Source organism: Kribbella sp. NPDC055110, assembly GCF_053607525.1.
This window is the reverse complement of record NZ_JBSGTS010000005.1, coordinates 166,753-182,802: the sequence shown is the minus strand read 5'-3', so window position 1 is coordinate 182,802 and position 16,050 is coordinate 166,753. Positions and strand designations below refer to the sequence as shown.

Below are 16,050 nucleotides of genomic sequence, written 5' to 3'. Positions count from 1 at the left end.
CCACCATCCTGCCGCACCACACCCGGCCGCGCATCTCGTGCCGATGGCAAGCACCGTCGTTGCGCAAGGCAACGGGCAGTCCTCAGTCGGCGGCTGCGTGCGCCTGGGACCGTTCGGCGGCTTCGGGCTGCTGCTCCGCGGGCTTCTCGGCGGTCGCTTGCTGCCGGGAGAAGTAGACGAGTCCACCGAGGGCCAGCAGCGCGAAGAAGAACCACTGCAGGGCGTAGAAGAAGTGCGGGCCGTCGTCGATCTCCGGGCCGGGGAACGTCGCGAACGAAGGGTCGTTCGCCGGCTCCTGCTTGTCGACCATGACGTACCCGTCGTACAGGTTCAGCCCGAGCACCTTCGCGTAGTCCGGGCCGTTGATGAGTCGCGCCGTACCGTCGTCCGGGGTTCCGCCGTTCGTGTGGCCGCCGCGTTCGCTGCGCTGCAGGCGGCCGGTGACGGTCACCTCGCCGGCCGGTACGGCGGGAACGTGCAGCGGCATCAGCTCCGAGCTCTGGCGCGCCAGGAAGCCGCGGTCGACCAGGACCGCCTTCCCGTCCGCGAGGACCAGCGGCGTGACGATCTCGAAGCCCGGCTTGTCCTGCAGGTTGCGGTACTTCAGGACGACCTGCTTCGAGGCGTCGTACCGCCCGGAGAGCACGACGGTGCGCCACGCGTGCTGGTCGCCGACGACGCCCGGCGGACCGAGGATCTGGTCGATCGGGGCAGCCGGGGCGGCCAGGTTGGTCCGGGTCACCGTGTTGCGTGCCTTGCGTTCGTCGAGGCGGTGCAGCTGCCAACGACCGAGCTCCACGCACACGCCGGCGAGTGCGATAACAGCCAGCGCGGCGACGATCCAACGGATGTTCAGCAAGCGACCCACGTCTCGAACTTAAGCCATGCCCTGAAACGACCGACGCCCGGCACGTACGCTGGGGTCGTGACGGCGATCCAGGAAGCAACGCGAACGGGTCTGGCGGACCGCTACGGCCGGTCGGCGACCGACCTGCGGGTGTCGCTCACGGACCGCTGCAACCTGCGCTGCACGTACTGCATGCCGGAAGAGGGCCTGGACTGGCTCGCGAAGCCCGAACTGCTCACGGACGACGAGGTCGTCCGCCTGGTTTCGGTCGCGGTCACGCAGCTGGGCGTCCACGAGATCCGCTTCACCGGCGGCGAACCGCTGCTACGCCGCGGGCTGGTCGACATCGTCGCCCGTACGACGGCACTCGCGCCGCGTCCCGAGGTGTCGCTGACCACGAACGGGATCGGCCTCGCCCGGCAGGCCGCCGCGTTGAAGGACGCCGGCCTGGACCGGGTGAATGTGAGTCTCGACACCGTCGACCAGGAAACGTTCAAGGAACTCACCCGCCGGGACCGTTTGCGGGACGTGATCGCCGGGCTGGAGGCCGCGCACGACGCCGGCCTCACGCCCGTGAAGGTCAATGCGGTCCTCATGCGCGGCGTGAATGACGCGGGCGCACCGCAATTGCTGGAGTTCTGCCTCGAGCGCGGTTACGAACTGCGGTTCATCGAGCAGATGCCGCTGGATGCGCAGCACGGCTGGGACCGGTCGACGATGATCACGGCGGACGAGATTCTCGCAATGCTCACCGAGCGGTTCCACCTGACGCCGGACGACGCGTCGAAACGCGGAAGTGCGCCGGCCGAGTCGTTCCTGGTCGCCGGCGGACCGCAGACGGTCGGCATCATCGCCTCCGTCACGCGGCCGTTCTGCGGGGACTGCGACCGGGTCCGGCTGACCGCCGACGGGCAGGTCCGGGACTGCCTGTTCGCGCGCACCGAGTCCGACCTGCGGACCGCGCTCCGCGACGGCGCCGACGACGCCGAACTGGCCGACCGCTGGCGTCGCGCGATGCTCAACAAACTTCCGGGTCACGGCATCAACGACCCGAGCTTCCTGCAACCGTCCCGCCCGATGTCCGCGATCGGCGGTTGAGTGCCCGCGAGCGGAGCTCGCAATCCCACGCCGTTCCGGCCCAATCCGGAAATGTGGTTTTTCGCTACGCGGCATTCACGCGCTGAATGGCTGCACCTCGCGCAGGAATGATCTGCGGTCGAGGAAGTCGGACAAGCTGTCCTTGTGTTCGTCGCAGGCCAGCCAGGTCTTGCGCCGGTCGGGGGTGTGGATCTTCGGGTTGTTCCACAGCACTGCCCAGGTGGCCGGGTTGCCGCAGCCCTTGGCCGAGCAGACCGCGGGCGTACCTTCTTCACTCATCCGCGGGTGCCATTCCTCTGCATTCCTGATGCCTCAATAATCAATAGCCTGGGCAAAATGAAGCGACGTCGGACAGCCACGGGGGGAGCCGTCCGACGCCGCATCAAGTCCCTGAATTCCACTCATGAACTTCAGAGCACGCGGGAGATTCTGACACGGATCAGTCCAAGTTTTCCAGTCCCGGCCATGATCACTTTTCGGTGTCGGCCGGACGGTCCTGAAAAGTGTCCCGAGGAGTGTCGTCTTCAGTGGGTACGACGACCGTCGGGCGCTCCCCGATCGAGGGCCGCGCGGGCGCGACGTACGGCACCGCTGCGGGTGTCGTCACGGACCGATGGGCGTTCGCCAGGACCACAGCGAAGTACGGCAAGGCGATCGCGCCGACGACGAACAGCCAGCGCCACGGCGACGGAGTGATCACGGCGAGCACGAAGCAGACGATCCGGATCGACATCATCCACGCGTAGCGCACGATCCGGCTGTCCAGATCCTCGGACCGGCCGGGTTGCGCACTGGTCACCGAGATGACGGTCGCGTCGCTGCGCTCATGGCGTTTCGACATCTATCCTCCTCACCAGGAACAACGGTACGCCGCGCCGACCGCCCCGGCGCAGCCGGATGGAGAGAGGTTCGTCATGACCGATCGCACCTACCGGGTCACGGAGATCGTCGGCACCTCGAAAGAGGGCATCAACCAGGCGATCACCAACGGCATCGCCCGGGCCGGCGAGACCCTGCGGCACCTCGACTGGTTCGAGGTCGGCGAGATCCGCGGCCATATCGAGGACAACCAGATCGACCACTACCAGGTGACCATGAAGGTCGGCTTCCGCCTCGAAGACTCCTGAGCCGGCCCGCCCGTTCGTCGAGTCGTGGGATTCGGCGGAGACACGCCGTACTCGGGGGCCTCGATCCACGACTCGCGGTTGACAGCGGAAGCCATTCGCCACGACTCGACCCAGCTGGGTCTGCACGCCACGGTCCGGTCCCGGACCGGGCGCGACGAGGGCCTCTGGCTGGGGAGGTGGACGGTCCGGAGGGCCGGGTAACCCCTTGCGCGGAGTGGGGGTGGATTCGCGATAGCGTTCCTCCGTCCGACGATGTGAGGAGGGCTTGTGGGTAGGTCTGTGCTGGTGACCGGCGGTAGCCGTGGGATCGGGCTGGCGATCGCGACCGCGTTCAAAGAGGCGGGCGACCAGGTCGCCGTCACGTACAACACGAGCCCGCCGCCGGAGGGCTTCCTGGGCGTGCAATGCGACATCACCGACCAGGCGCAGGTCGACGCCGCCTTCGACACGATCGCGGAGCAGCACGGGCCGGTCGAGGTGCTGGTGGCGAACGCCGGTATCACCCGCGACACACTGCTGCTGCGGATGTCCGACGACGACTGGGACGCGGTCATCGAGACCAACCTCACCGGGTCGTTCCGGGTCGCGCGCCGGGCCGCGAAGGGCATGCTGCGGCTGCGCAAGGGCCGGATCGTCTTCATCTCGTCCGTGGTCGGCCTGCTCGGCTCGCCCGGCCAGGTGAACTACGCGGCCAGCAAGTCCGGCCTGATCGGCATGGCCCGCTCGATCGCCCGCGAGCTGGGCAGCCGCGGCATCACCGCGAACGTGGTCGCGCCCGGCTTCGTCGAGACCGACATGACCGCGGTCCTGCCGGAGGAGACCCAGAAGCAGTACCTGAGCCAGATCCCGCTCGGCCGCTTCGGTCTGACCGAGGAGATCGCGAACGCGGTCCGCTGGCTGTCGTCGGAGGAGGCCGGCTACATCACCGGCGCGGTGATCCCGGTCGACGGCGGCATCGGCATGGGCAACTGAGAAACCTTCACTAGAAAGGGCATGCCGGTGGGCATCCTCGACGGCAAGCGGATCCTGGTCGCCGGAGTCACCCTCGACTCGTCGATCGGCTTCGCCACGGCCAAGGTGGCGCAGGAACAAGGCGCCACCGTGCTGATCTCGAACTTCGGCCGCGCGCTCAGCATCACCAAGCGGATCGCGAAACGGCTGCCGACCGAGCCTCCGGTGCTGGAGCTCGACGTCACGAACGCGGACCACCTGGCCGCGCTGCCGGACGCCGTCCGTGAACATGTCGACGGGCTGGACGGGGTCGTGCACTCGATCGCGTACGGGAACCCGGAGACGATCCTCGGCGGCAAGTTCCTCGAGGGTCCGTGGGACGACGTGGCGCAGGCCGTCCACGTGTCGGCGTACAGCCTGAAGGCGCTGGCCGTGACCTGCGCGCCGCTGATGAGCCGTGGCGGCAGCGTCGTCGGGATGACCTTCGACGCGACCGTGGCCTGGCCCGGGTACGACTGGATGGGGGTGGCCAAGGCCGCTCTCGAGTCCACCAGCCGGTACCTGGCGCGCGACCTCGGCGCCCAGGGCATCCGGTGCAACCTGGTCTCGGCCGGTCCGCTGAAGACCCTGGCCGCGAAGGCGATCCCGGGCTTCGAGAAGTTCGAGGAGCCGTGGCTGGACCGCGCCCCGCTGGGCTGGGACCCGTCCGACCTGGAGCCGACCGGGCGCACCATCGTCGCTCTGCTCAGTGACTTCTTCCCCGCGACCACCGGCGAGATCATTCACGTCGACGGCGGCTACCACGCGATGGGAGCGTAGTGGCAACTTCCTTGGTAGAGCTCCGCGTTCTCGACGGCGCCAATCTCTACTTCAGCCGCGCCGCGATCAAGCTGACGCTGGACGTGTCGGCGATCGCGGACGCGCCCGCGCCCTCGGCGAAAGCCTATGGACAGGCGATCGGTCTCGGCACCACCCGGCCGGGCCGGATCGGGTCCGGGTTCCGGCAGCGGTTCGCGATCCGGGTCGTTGGTCACGTCGTACGGCGGATCGCCCGGGAGGCCGGGATCGGGCGGATCGGCGTCCGGGTCCGCCCGGAGTCCGACGTACGGCGGCTCGTGGTGGCGTTCCCGTGGGCGCACGAGGGACGGGCGCGGGCGCTCGGGGCGGCGATCGTCGAGGTGCTGGACGCGTTCGGGGCCGACGATCTGAGTGAGTTGATCGCGGCCGTGGGCGAGCGGGTGCGGGACGAGCCGCCGGGCAACCCGCCGCCGACGCTGCGGCCGAAGGTGCCGGTCGTCGCGGTGACCGGGACGAACGGCAAGACCACGACCTCGCGGATGATCGCGCACATCGGGCGTGCCGCCGGGCTGCACGTCGGCTGGTCGAGTACCGACGGCGTGTACTTCGACGGCGAACTGGTGAAGTACGGCGACTTCTCCGGGCCGAGCGGCGCCGGGCAGGTGCTGTCCCAGCCGGGGATCCAGCTCGCGGTGACCGAGACCGCCCGCGGCGGGATCCTGCGCCGCGGGATCGGCGTCGCGTACAACGACGTCTCGGTGGTCACCAACGTGAGCGCGGACCACCTCGGCCTGGGCGGGATCGACACCGTCGACCAGCTCGCCGAGGTGAAGGCGGTGATCACGCGGATCACCCGGCCGCGCGGCTGGTGTGTGGTGAACGGCGACGACCCGCGGACGTTCGCGATGCGGCTCGGTTCGCCGGCCAAGTGCTGGGTGTTCTCCCGCGACTCCGACTCCCCGTCGATCCGGACCGTGCTCGACGAAGGCGGCCGGGCGACGACCGTGCTGGACGGGTTCGTCACGGTGCTCGACAACACCCGCGACCCGGAGCCGTTGCTCAAGGTCGTCGACGTACCGATGACGCTGTCCGGCCTGTCGCACTACAACGTCGAGAACACGCTGGCCGCGGCGTCGGCGGCGCTCGGTCTGGGGTTGCCGCGGGCGGCGGTGGTCGAGGGCCTGACCACGTTCGCGCCGAACGAGAACAACCCCGGCCGGATGAACATGTACTCGCTGCGCGACTTCACCGTCGTCATCGACCTCGCCCACAACGAGGCCGGGCTGGAGGCGTTGCTCGAGATCATGAACGGCGTCCGTCCGGCCGGCGGTCGGCTGATGCTGGCGCTCGGATCGCCGGGGGACCGGGCCGACGACATGGTCGCGACACTCGGCGCGATGGGTGCGCGGGCGACCGACCGGGTGGCGATCGGCCACAAGAGCGACTACCTGCGCGGACGGCCGCCGGAGGAGCTCGAGGCGGTGTTCCGCGAGGGCGCGGCGTCGGTCGGCGTGGACGACGTACCGGCGTTCCCGACCGAGCTGGCGGCGGCGCAGGCGCTGGTCGCCGAGGCGCGGGCAGGGGATGTGGTGGCGGTCATGTCTCTGCAGGATCGGGCGAGTCTTGACAGCTGGTTGCGGTCCGAGGGAGCTACTGTCGACACACCGGAGACCTTGAAGAGCAAGGTCGAGAGAGCCCAGCACTAGCCCCGTCCGCCCCCTTGACCGGGATGGTTGGGGTGGGAACGGGGTTGTGATGCGCTACCTGTGGTCGATTCCGGCCGCGGTGGTCGCCTGGTTCGTGGGCGGCTTCTCCGCGACGTATCTGAAGGGCCTGCCGGAGGGTACGACGTACTTCGTGCCGCCGCGGATCGATCTGGTGGTGCTCGGCGGGATCGCCGGCGGCGTACTGGCCGGGCTGCTGATCGGGCGGATCCGGATCGCCGTACCGGTCGTGCTGGTCGTTGCCGCGGGCATGTGGTGGCTGACCGGGAACTCGTTCGGACAGCGCGATCTGCTGATCACGTTGCTGGTGGCAAGTGCTCTGGGCGGGTTCTTCGGTGCCCTGGGCACCAGGAGTTCGGTGGTCGCGGCGTTCGCGCTGGCGCTGCCGGTGGCCTGGACCGCGCTGCGGCCCGCCGAGCAGTTGGCCGACTGGCGGTGGCTGTGGCAGTTGAACGGTCTGTTGGTCGGCGCCGGGCTCGCGGTGCTGCTGTACGTCGCGTGCTGGAAGCGCGGCTGGCGGTCGGTGGGGTCGTGGATCCCGCTGACCGCGTTCTACCTGGCGTGCTTCGGCATCGTCGCGTCCGTGCGGTTGGTGAGCCAGTCGACCGGGAAGCCGATGGACGCGGTCGGTGACGCGTCGACGGAGGCGTTCTTCCAGTCGTTCGAGCCGCTGCTGCGCGAGTACTGGCCGTGGATGGTGGTCGGGGTCCTGCTCGCGATTCCGATGGTGGCGCTCAAGCTCCGCGCCCTGCCGCCGCCACCGCCGCCCGTGGACCCGTACGCCGACAAGTCGAACGACGCCGTACTGTCCGACGACCTCGACTGGATCGACCAGGACGAGCCCCGTCGGCGACTGCTCCCACGTCGCCAGCCGGTGAACTAGCCGAGAAGTTTCTGGCCGAGCCACCCGCCGGGCTGGAAGCCGGGTGGGAGGGCGAAGACCGCGGAGCCGATCGCGGTGGTCCACTCGTTGAGCGCGTCGACAGCGTCCAGGCGCGCGAGCAGCGGGAGGAACTGGCCCGCGACGTCGGCCTGGTGGCTGAGGAAGATCAGGCCGGACTCGCGGGTCGCGCCGGTGTCGTGGACGTAGTTCAGGCCCTTGCGGAAGATGCGGCGCCCGTCGTTCTCACTGTGGTGCGCGAGGCGGGCGTGCGCGTTCTGCGCGATGACGAGCTTGCCGTCGGCGTCGCGGGCCTCGAGGTCGAGTTCGTCGTGTTCGGCGGTGCCGGTGAGCGGTGCGCCGGTGGAGAGTTTGCGGCCGACGGCGCGTTCCTGCTCGGAGCGGGCGAGTTCGTCCCAGGCGTCGAGGTTCAGCCGGATCCGCCGTACGACGAGCGTCGTACCCCCGCGGAACCAGTCGGGCCCGTCGGCGGACCACACGGTCTGGTCGAATTCCGGCGTACCGAAGGCGGGGTTGCCGGTGCCGTCGACCTGGCCGAACAGGTTGCGCCCGGTGACTGGTTTGCCGTCCGGGCCGGTGCTGTCCCAGAAGCCGGTCTGGCGCCAGAGCGGGGTCGCGAACGGTTTCGCGTCCGCGATCAACCGGCGTACGGCGTGCACGACGCTGACCGTGTCGTCGGCGCCGACCATCACCAGTAGGTCACCGCCCGACCAGGCGGGCTCCAGGCGGTCGTGCTTCATCACCGGCAGGTCGTCGAGGCCCGGCGGCCGCCGGCCGGTCAGCTCGAACACCCGCGGCCCGAACCCGACCGTCACCGTCACGCCCTTGTTGGCCACCAGCTCCGGCGCTGCCTGCCCATCGGCCAACGCGACGAGGTCATTCGTCCAGAGCCGCATCAACCGCCCGAGCCCGACCCGATCGGTCCCGAGCCTGAAGCTCACCAACTCGGCCGCAGCGGGCGCGGCCAGAGCAATCCCCGCCTGGTGCTCGCCGTACGGCGAAATCGTCCGCGAAACAGGCGTCTCGGGATCGTTGTCGAGAGCAACAACGGCGCCTGCTGTGGCCGCGGCGCCTGCGGCGGCCGCACCGGCGTACCCGAAGAACTGTCGTCTGGTGGTCACTTGACGCTGGGCGTCTCCTCGGTGACCTCTTCGTCGGGCTGTACGAAGTCGGGGTCACCGCCCTCGTCGCCGGACCGGGCCCCGGCCTGCGCCAGGTGCGACACCGACTCGAGCTCGGCGAGGACCGACTGATGCTGATCGACGCACAGGATCACGAGATCACCCGGGTTCGACAGGCCCAGCGCGTACCGCACGGCTTCGAGTTCGTCGAGTACGACGTCCACCCGGCGGCACCGCGCGCCGCTGTCCATCGCGGCCTGTACGCCGGCCCGCACCAGTCCTGCCGACTCGCCGCGCTTGCGCCCGCGGAGCCGGGCGTCCTCGCGGACGACGACCACGTCGAAGTGCTGCGCCGCGACCTCACCGAGTTCGCGGATGTCGTCGTCGCGCCGGTCGCCCGCGGTCGCGATCACGCCGATCCGCGACGGCCGCCCGACTTCGGACGACGCGCTCAGGCTCTCCCCGATCCGGTCGACGAAGTCGCCGAGCATCCGCATCGCGGGCGCGTTGTGGCAGTAGTCGACGATCACGGTCCGCCCGTCGACGTCGATCTCGTTCAGCCGGCCCGGCGACAGGTAGTACGACGTACTGAACGTCCGCAGCCCCTGCCGGATGTCGTGCAACGGCGCACCCGCCGCGAACGCCGCCGCGGCCGCCGCCATCGCGTTCTGCACGTTCATCATCGCCCGCCCGCCGAACGTTGCCGGCAGCAAGTGGGTCCACGCGAGCTGCATCGACCGGCGGCCGTGCCGCACCACGATCATGTCGCCCAGGTCCGAGCGCTCCAGCACCACGGCCCGCCCGCCCCGACGGCAGTGCCCCTCGATGTAGTCGCGGACCTCGCTGCCCGGCTCGGCCATGCTGAACCACACGACCTGCCCCGAGCACTTCCGGCGCATCTTCCGCACCAGCGGGTCGTCGGCGTTCAGTACGGCGTACCCGGTCCGCGGTACCGCCTCGACCAGCACGGCCTTCACGTCGGCCAACTGCTCGAGCGTGTCGATCCCGCGCAGGCCGAGGTGGTCCGGCTGCACGTTCAGTACGACCGCCACGTCGTTGCGCTCGTACCCGAGTCCCTCGCGCAGGATCCCGCCGCGCGCCACCTCGAACACCGCGAAGTCGACGCGCGGGTTCTGCAGCACCATCCGCGCGGACTTCGGGCCGGACGCGTCCTGCCGGATCACCAGCCGCTCGTCGATCACGATGCCGTCGGTCGACGTCATCCCGACCTTGCGGCCCATGCCCTTGAAGACGTGGCTGATCATTCGCGACGTGGTCGTCTTGCCGTTCGTCCCGGTGACCGCGACGATCGGGATGCGGCTGACCGCGCCGGGCGGGAACAGCATGTCCACCACCGGCTTCGCGATGTACTGCGGCTCGCCGATCGTCGGGTTGGTGTGCATCCGGAACCCGGGCGCCGCGTTCACCTCGCAGATCGCGCCGCCGGTCTCCCGCACCGGCTGGGTGATGTCCGGGCAGATGAAGTCGATGCCGGCGATGTCGAGCCCGATCATCCGGGCCGCCTCCTCGGCGATCTCGACGTTCTCCGGGTGCGCCTCCCAGGTCCGGTCGATCGAGATCCCGCCGGTGGACATGTTGCCGGTGAGCGTCAGCTTCACCATCACATCCTCCGGCGGTACGTCGTCCAGCTCGAACCCCTGGTCGCGCACCAGTTGCCGGGCCGCGTTGTTGATCGTGATCCGGGTCAGGATCTTCTCGTGGCCGACACCGCGCCGCGGGTCGGCGTTGGTGATGTCGACGAGTTCGGCCACGGTGTGGAGGCCGTCGCCGACCACGTGCGCGGGCACGCGTTCGGCGATCGCCTCCATCCGCCCGTTGATGATCAGGCACCGGTAGTCCTTGCCGGTGACGAAGTTCTCCACGATCACGAAACCGCGCCGGGACTGCTCGGCCGCGATCGGGAACGCCTCGCGCACCGCGTCTGCGTCCTGCAGGTTCAGGCACACACCGCGGCCGTGGTTGCCGTCGAGCGGCTTGCACACGACGGGGTAGCCGATCTTGTTGGCGATCGACACCGCATCCTCGACCGTGCGTACCGACTCCGACCGCGGCACCGGCAGACCGGCCGACGCGAGCAGCCGGGTGGTCAGGTCCTTGTCGCTGGCGACATCGACCGCGATCGAGCCGGTCTCGGACGTCATGGTGGCGCGGATCCGTTTCGCGTGCACGCCCTGCCCGAGCTGGACCAGGCTGGCCTTGTTCAGCCGGATCCACGGGATGTCCCGGGACACCGCCTCGTCCACGATCGCCTGCGTCGACGGACCGAACGCGGTGCGCTCGGCCTGCTTGATGAACTTCTCCAGCTCGGTGGTGAAGTCGAAGGCCGGCTGTCCATCCTTCATTTGGGGCTGGACGAGGTTGTTCACGAACCGTACGGCGAGTTCACCGGCAGCCAGCCCGACCGCTTCGTCGGCGTACGCGTAGGTGATGTTGTAGACGCCAGGCGTGCCTTTGACCTGGCGCGTCTTGCCGCGGCGCATGTCGTGGCCGGCCTCTTGCTGAAGTTGCAGCGAGACGTGCTCGGCGATGTGGCCGAGCCACGTGCCTTCGTACAGGCGCTCGATGAACCCGCCTCTGCGGCCGCGCGAGCAGTGGTGCTGGTCGAGCCGGGGGAGATCGGCGAGCAGCCGCTCGGTGAAGCCGGGGATGGTGTTCGACGGGAAGTTCTCCAGCGAGCCGAGGTCGACGACCAGGTGGATCGCGGGCTCGTAGCTCCAGATGTTCGGGCCGCGGTAGACGCGGGTCTCGATGATCTTCAGGTCGGGAGCCGGGGTGCCGTGCGTTTCGGTCATGGGGTTCCGTTGTCTGCTTGCGTCGGGTCGGGGGAGTCGGCTTCGGCGCCGGCCGGGATCGGCTCGGTCGCCCCCGGTCTGGACTCCCCGGCCCCGATCGAGAGGGCAGACTTCTTCGACGTACGGCGTCCCGCCCGCCGCTGGCGGTCCGCGTAGTACTTGGGTGACACGCCCTCCGCGGCGATCTCCTTGGCGAGCTTGCGAAGATCCGCCTCCGCGGCCTGCTTCTCGGCGATCTCCGTCGCCGGCGGCTGCTTGCCGTACGACAGCAGCACGCGGTCCTGCAGATCGAACGTCGCCGTCGCCGGGAGGACGTGCAGGACGACACCGGACGCGAGAATCGGCTCGGACCGCTGGGCGTTGTGGGCGTTCGACGTGATCCGGGTGCCGTCGAAGATCGTCACCGCACCCCGGCCGACGACCTCCAGGTGGGTGCCGCGGACGACCGCCGCGGTGTCCTCGTCGACGCCGATCCCGAGCAGGCCGGGGGACTGGGCGACGAGCGACAGCAGCCGGCCGTACCGGTTCCGCTGGGCGAAATGCTGGTCGACGATCGCGCCCTGGACCAGGCCGAGTCCCCCGGACAGCTGGCTCATCCGCTGCCGCGGGGTGGCGCCGGAGCGGCCGAACGCGATCATGTGTTCGGCGAGGATGCTCGCGCCGGCCGACGTACCGCCGACGGCCGCACCACGCGCATGCGCGGCGGTGACCGCGCGGCCGAACGCCGTACCGGTGACAACGCCCGCGAGCTTCAACTGGTTGCCGCCGGTCATGAAGATCCCGGTCGCGTCATGCAACGGGGCGATGAACGCCGGGTCGTCCGCGTCCTCACGGTTCTCCGGGCGTACGCCGACGACGCTCTCGGCACCGAGCGCCGCGAACAACGCCCGGTACACGTCGATCACGTCGGGCCCGAGCGCGGACGCGGTGGGAACCACCACGATCCGCGCCCTGGACCCACCGGCCGCCTCGACGAACTCCTGCAGCACCGTCCGCTTCTTCAGCTTGTCCTCGGCGCCACCAATAGCAAACAGGGCTCCGGCCCCACCCTGCAGTTCTGACATAGCCGAAGCTTAAAGCCCACCCTCCCCACACCCCCCACGGCGGTTAGTGGGTGAAGGTGAACCAGTTGAGGTTTACGTAGTCGGCGGGTTGGCCGCTGGTGAAGGTGATGTAGACGTCGTGGGTGCCGGTTACCGGCGAGATGTTGGCGGGGACGGAGCGCCAGGACTGCCAGCCGCCGGTGTTGGCGATGGCGAAGCTGCCGATCGGGGCGTTCGAGCGGCTGTCCAGGCGCACCTCGACGAGGCCGCTGATTCCGCCTGCCGCGCCGGACGCTACGCGGGCGACGAACTGGGTTGCCGCCGTGCTGCCGAAGTCGATGCCGCGGTAGAGGGCCCAGTCGCCGTTGCCGATCTGCATGAGGTTCTGGCCGCCGCCGGAGTCGGTGGTCGTCTCGACACCCGTGCCGGCCTGCTGCTGGAACGACTCGGCCTGCAGCGTGGTGTAGGCACTGCCGCCACCTCCGGGCGGGGGAGTCGTCGGGGGAGGTGTGGTGCCGCCGCCCTTCGACGAAACGGCCACGTAGTCGACGATCATCGGCTTGTCGGGCACCGTCGACGCTCGCGGGGTCGGGCCGTTGAGCGCATCAGGGAACGCTCCGCCGATCGCGACGTTCAGCAGCACGAAGTAGCCGGCGTGCGTGGTCATGTTCGACCACGTGTCGGCCGGTAGTTGGCCCTGGCTGACGGAGTGCCATTGCTGTCCGTCGACGTACCAGCGCAACTGGTTCGGCGACACGCTGGTGTCCCACTCGAAGCGGTAGGTGTGGAACCCGGCCTGGCAGGTCGCGCCCGGGCAGGCCCGGTTGTTGGCGATCCCACTGGTCTCGTTGCACGGGCCGCCGGGGTTCACGCCGCAGTGCAGCACGCCCCAGACGGAGTTGATCCCGTTGACGTTCTCCATGATGTCGAACTCGCCGATGCCGGGCCAGTTCCAGTAGTTCCCGCGGTACGGCGAACCGAGCGCCCAGAACGCCGGCCAGTACCCGAGCGCGGCGTCGCCGGTGACGTTCGGCATCTGGATGCGGCTCTCGATCGCCAGCACCCCGCCGGCCGGCGGTTTGAAGTCGCTGCGTTGCGTCTCGACCCGTCCCGAGGTCCAGTTGCCGGCGCCGTCGCGGCGCGGCGTGATGCGCAGGTTTCCGGTGCCGTCGAGGGACAGGTTGTCGGGGCTGTTGGTGTAGTTCTGGATCTCGCCGGTACCCCAGTTCCCGGGGCCGCCCGGGTAGGCGTGGCCGGTGTCGATGATCCAGTTGGCGGCGGACGGCAGCGCGCCGTTGGCGCCGTCGAAGTCGTCGCTCCAGACGGTCGTCCAGCCGGCGGCGGGGGGTGGGACGTTGGCCTCCGCGGCGACGCCGATCGAGACGACGGCGAGCAGTGGAACGACCAGGGCGAGTGCGATGGGGCGGAATCGCATGATGGCCTCCAGGTTTCGATGAGGCCAATGTGAGCGCTCTCATGGCGGAGTGTCAACAGCTCGTCACAGCTGCGTGCGATACACCGTCGTACTGCGGCGGACCGTCATGCCGAGGCGCTCGTACATCGCCAGGGCGCCGGTGCCGGAGTGGGTCCAGAGGGTCAGGGTCTGCTTGCCTCGGCGGCCGGCTTCTTGGGCTGCCACGGTCAGCAGTGCGCGGGCCAGGCCCCGGCCGCGGTGGTCGCGGCGTACGGCGACTTGCTCGACGTACCCGTCGGGGGAGTCGGGGAGGTGCAGGCTGAGCGCCACGCCGATCACCTCGTCACCGGCGACCGCGACCGGCGACAGTTCGGGATCGAAGCTGGGGCGCTCGATGCTTGTCTTGGCCCATTCCTCGTACTCGTGCCGCCGCGGTTGCCACTCGTCGAAAGCGTCCTGCACAACCTGGTGCACCACCCGCTCGTCGCCCGGCGCGAACGCCCGCAGCGTCACGCCTTCGGGCACCGCCGGCGCGGCACCCGAGACAGGCCGCTCGAGCAACCAGTTCGTCGCGAGTACGTCGTACCCACGCGAGCGGAGCAATGCGGTGCCGGCCTTGTCCGCGTCGTCGACCGTTTGCGCGAGCCAGTCACTGCCATGCTCGCGGGCCCGCGCCTCCGCCCAGTCGAGCAGCTGGGTCCCGAGGCCGAGGCCGACGTACGACGGATGTACGTCGAGCTGCGCGCGCCGCCCGCCGTGCACCCAGACCCAGGCGATGAGCTCGCCGTCCGCTGTTTCGACCACCAGCGTGTCGAGGTCGAGAGTGATGAGGGGGCGCTGCAGATCGGCTGCCACTGCGTCGGGGGCCGACTGAGGCTGCCCGTGCCAGACCTGCTCCGCCGCCGCGATCAGCCGGTGGATTGCGGGGGCATCGTCAAGAATGGCAGGGCGGGTCGAGAAGTCCATGGACCCGATCGTGCCGCATCAGGCCGGGGTTTCCGCGTCCGCCGCTTCGACTTCCTCGCGGGTGATGCCGAGGAGGTAGAGGATCGTGTCCAGGTACGGGACGCTCACGTGGGTGTCGGCGGCCGCGCGGACGACCGGCTTGGCGTTGAACGCGACGCCGAGGCCGGCGGCGGCCAGCATGTCGAGGTCGTTCGCGCCGTCGCCGATCGCGACCGTCTGGGACAACGGCGTACCGGAGCGCGCGGCGAACTGGCGCAGCGCGGTCGCCTTGCCGGGCCGGTCGACGATCTCGCCGACGACGCGGCCGGTGAGGGTGCCGTCGACGATCTCCAGCTCGTTGGCCTTCGCGTAGTCGATGCCGAGCTCGGCGGCCAGCTTGTCGGTGATCTGGCTGAACCCGCCGCTGACGATCGCGAACTGGTACCCGAGCCGCTTCAACGTGCGGACCAAGGTGCGCGCACCGGGAGCCAGCTCGATCGCGGCGTACACCTCGTCGAGGGCCGTCGCGGGCAGTCCTTCGAGCGCCGCGACCCGCTTCCGCAGCGAGTCGGCGAAGTCCAAGTCGCCGCGCATCGCCTGCTCGGTGACGGCGGCGACCTCGTCCAGTCGGCCGGCGTGGTCGGCGAGCATCTCGATGACCTCGCCCTGGATGAGCGTCGAGTCGACGTCCATCACGATCAGCCGCTTGGCCCGCCGGTACAGCCCGCCGTCCTGGACGGCGATGTCGAGGCCCTGCCGGACGCCTTCCAGTGCGAGGACGGTCCGCAGCGCTTCGGGGTCGGCGCCGGAGACGGCGAACTCCATCGCGGTCACCGGGTACCGCGCCATCCGGCTGATCCGGTCGATGTTCGCGCCGGTGTCGGCGATCCGGCCGGCGACCGCGGCGAGTCCGGCCGCGGACAGCGGGCGGCCGATCACGGTCACCTGGCTGCGGCCCTTGCGTCGCGGTTCGTTGTCGCCGACGCCCTTCTTCACCGAGATGTCGACGTCGATGATGTCGGCGAGTGCCTTCAGCTCTTCCTTGAGTTCCTTGTGGTCGCGCGGCGCGGACAGCAGGACGCCGAGGATCAGCCGGCCTCGGAGGACGACCTGCTCGGCGTCGATCACCTCGAGCCCACGGGTCGCGAGCGTCGACAGTACGGCGGACGTCAGCCCCGGCCGGTCGCTGCCCGTCAACGTCACCAGCACGGTCGGCCGGTCGGCCGATCCGCTCTCAACCTCACTGGACTCTGTCATCGCACCCCGAA

Annotated in this window: 15 protein-coding genes; 6 read left to right on the top strand and 9 right to left on the bottom strand. The window is 69.7% G+C overall.

The genetic code is table 11. The annotated features are described in order from the left end of the window. Window positions 1-82: 82 nt before the first annotated feature. The gene (locus ACWF0M_RS10685; protein ID WP_452235384.1) at window positions 83-868 is read right to left on the bottom strand and encodes an SURF1 family cytochrome oxidase biogenesis protein; all 786 of its coding nucleotides are present in this window, start codon (window positions 866-868) and stop codon (window positions 83-85) included. Between the two features lie 57 nt (window positions 869-925). Between ACWF0M_RS10685 and moaA the strand changes: the two genes are divergently transcribed. After that, complete coding sequence (moaA, locus tag ACWF0M_RS10680; protein WP_452235383.1) at window positions 926-1,945, top strand: GTP 3',8-cyclase MoaA; 1,020 nt, start codon at window positions 926-928, stop codon at window positions 1,943-1,945. A 75-nt stretch (window positions 1,946-2,020) separates the two neighbouring features. Here moaA and ACWF0M_RS10675 read toward each other — a convergent pair whose 3' ends face one another. Together ACWF0M_RS10675 and ACWF0M_RS10670 are read right to left on the bottom strand one after the other, a co-directional pair. Further along, window positions 2,021-2,224, bottom strand: a complete 204-nt coding sequence (locus ACWF0M_RS10675; protein ID WP_452235382.1) for a hypothetical protein — start codon at window positions 2,222-2,224, stop codon at window positions 2,021-2,023. Window positions 2,225-2,414: 190 nt separating this feature from the next. Next, on the bottom strand, window positions 2,415-2,786 hold the full coding sequence (locus ACWF0M_RS10670; RefSeq protein ID WP_452235381.1) for a DUF3099 domain-containing protein: 372 nt from the start codon (window positions 2,784-2,786) through the stop codon (window positions 2,415-2,417). Window positions 2,787-2,859: 73 nt separating this feature from the next. Here ACWF0M_RS10670 and ACWF0M_RS10665 point away from each other — a divergent pair, with 73 nt between their 5' ends. The 5 genes from ACWF0M_RS10665 (at window position 2,860) to ACWF0M_RS10645 (ending at window position 7,428) form a co-directional block, all read left to right on the top strand. Next, a complete protein-coding gene (locus ACWF0M_RS10665) occupies window positions 2,860-3,072 on the top strand; it encodes a dodecin (RefSeq protein ID WP_452235380.1) in 213 nt (70 codons plus the stop codon). Window positions 3,073-3,339: 267 nt separating this feature from the next. Beyond that, window positions 3,340-4,044: a 3-oxoacyl-[acyl-carrier-protein] reductase gene (gene fabG, locus ACWF0M_RS10660; RefSeq protein ID WP_452235379.1), complete on the top strand. Its 705-nt coding sequence runs from the start codon at window positions 3,340-3,342 to the stop codon at window positions 4,042-4,044. A gap of 27 nt (window positions 4,045-4,071) precedes the next feature. Then, complete coding sequence (gene fabI, locus ACWF0M_RS10655; RefSeq protein ID WP_452235533.1) at window positions 4,072-4,842, top strand: enoyl-ACP reductase FabI; 771 nt, start codon at window positions 4,072-4,074, stop codon at window positions 4,840-4,842. Continuing rightward, window positions 4,842-6,527, top strand: coding sequence for a Mur ligase family protein (locus ACWF0M_RS10650; RefSeq protein ID WP_452235378.1), 1,686 nt, complete (start codon window positions 4,842-4,844; stop codon window positions 6,525-6,527). Before fabI ends, ACWF0M_RS10650 begins: the two co-directional genes overlap by 1 nt. A gap of 49 nt (window positions 6,528-6,576) precedes the next feature. Then, window positions 6,577-7,428 (top strand): hypothetical protein, encoded by an 852-nt coding sequence (locus ACWF0M_RS10645; protein ID WP_452235532.1) that lies wholly within the window; start codon window positions 6,577-6,579, stop codon window positions 7,426-7,428. Here ACWF0M_RS10645 and ACWF0M_RS10640 read toward each other — a convergent pair. The 6 genes from ACWF0M_RS10640 to serB all read right to left on the bottom strand — a co-directional run bounded on the left by ACWF0M_RS10640 (window position 7,425) and on the right by serB (window position 16,039). Further along, window positions 7,425-8,567: a Dyp-type peroxidase gene (locus tag ACWF0M_RS10640; RefSeq protein ID WP_452235377.1), complete on the bottom strand. Its 1,143-nt coding sequence runs from the start codon at window positions 8,565-8,567 to the stop codon at window positions 7,425-7,427. The two genes, ACWF0M_RS10645 and ACWF0M_RS10640, sit on opposite strands and share 4 nt — an antisense overlap. Then, on the bottom strand, window positions 8,564-11,380 hold the full coding sequence (gene cphA / locus ACWF0M_RS10635) for a cyanophycin synthetase (protein ID WP_452235376.1): 2,817 nt from the start codon (window positions 11,378-11,380) through the stop codon (window positions 8,564-8,566). Before cphA ends, ACWF0M_RS10640 begins: the two co-directional genes overlap by 4 nt. Next, on the bottom strand, window positions 11,377-12,444 hold the full coding sequence (locus ACWF0M_RS10630) for a cyanophycinase (RefSeq protein ID WP_452235375.1): 1,068 nt from the start codon (window positions 12,442-12,444) through the stop codon (window positions 11,377-11,379). Before ACWF0M_RS10630 ends, cphA begins: the two co-directional genes overlap by 4 nt. 43 nt (window positions 12,445-12,487) lie before the next feature. Then, the gene (locus tag ACWF0M_RS10625; RefSeq protein ID WP_452235374.1) at window positions 12,488-13,858 is read right to left on the bottom strand and encodes a glycoside hydrolase family 16 protein; all 1,371 of its coding nucleotides are present in this window, start codon (window positions 13,856-13,858) and stop codon (window positions 12,488-12,490) included. 63 nt (window positions 13,859-13,921) lie between these two features. Further along, a complete protein-coding gene (locus ACWF0M_RS10620) occupies window positions 13,922-14,803 on the bottom strand; it encodes a GNAT family N-acetyltransferase (RefSeq protein ID WP_452235373.1) in 882 nt (293 codons plus the stop codon). A gap of 18 nt (window positions 14,804-14,821) precedes the next feature. Beyond that, window positions 14,822-16,039 (bottom strand): phosphoserine phosphatase SerB, encoded by a 1,218-nt coding sequence (gene serB, locus ACWF0M_RS10615; RefSeq protein WP_452235372.1) that lies wholly within the window; start codon window positions 16,037-16,039, stop codon window positions 14,822-14,824. Window positions 16,040-16,050 lie beyond the last annotated feature (11 nt).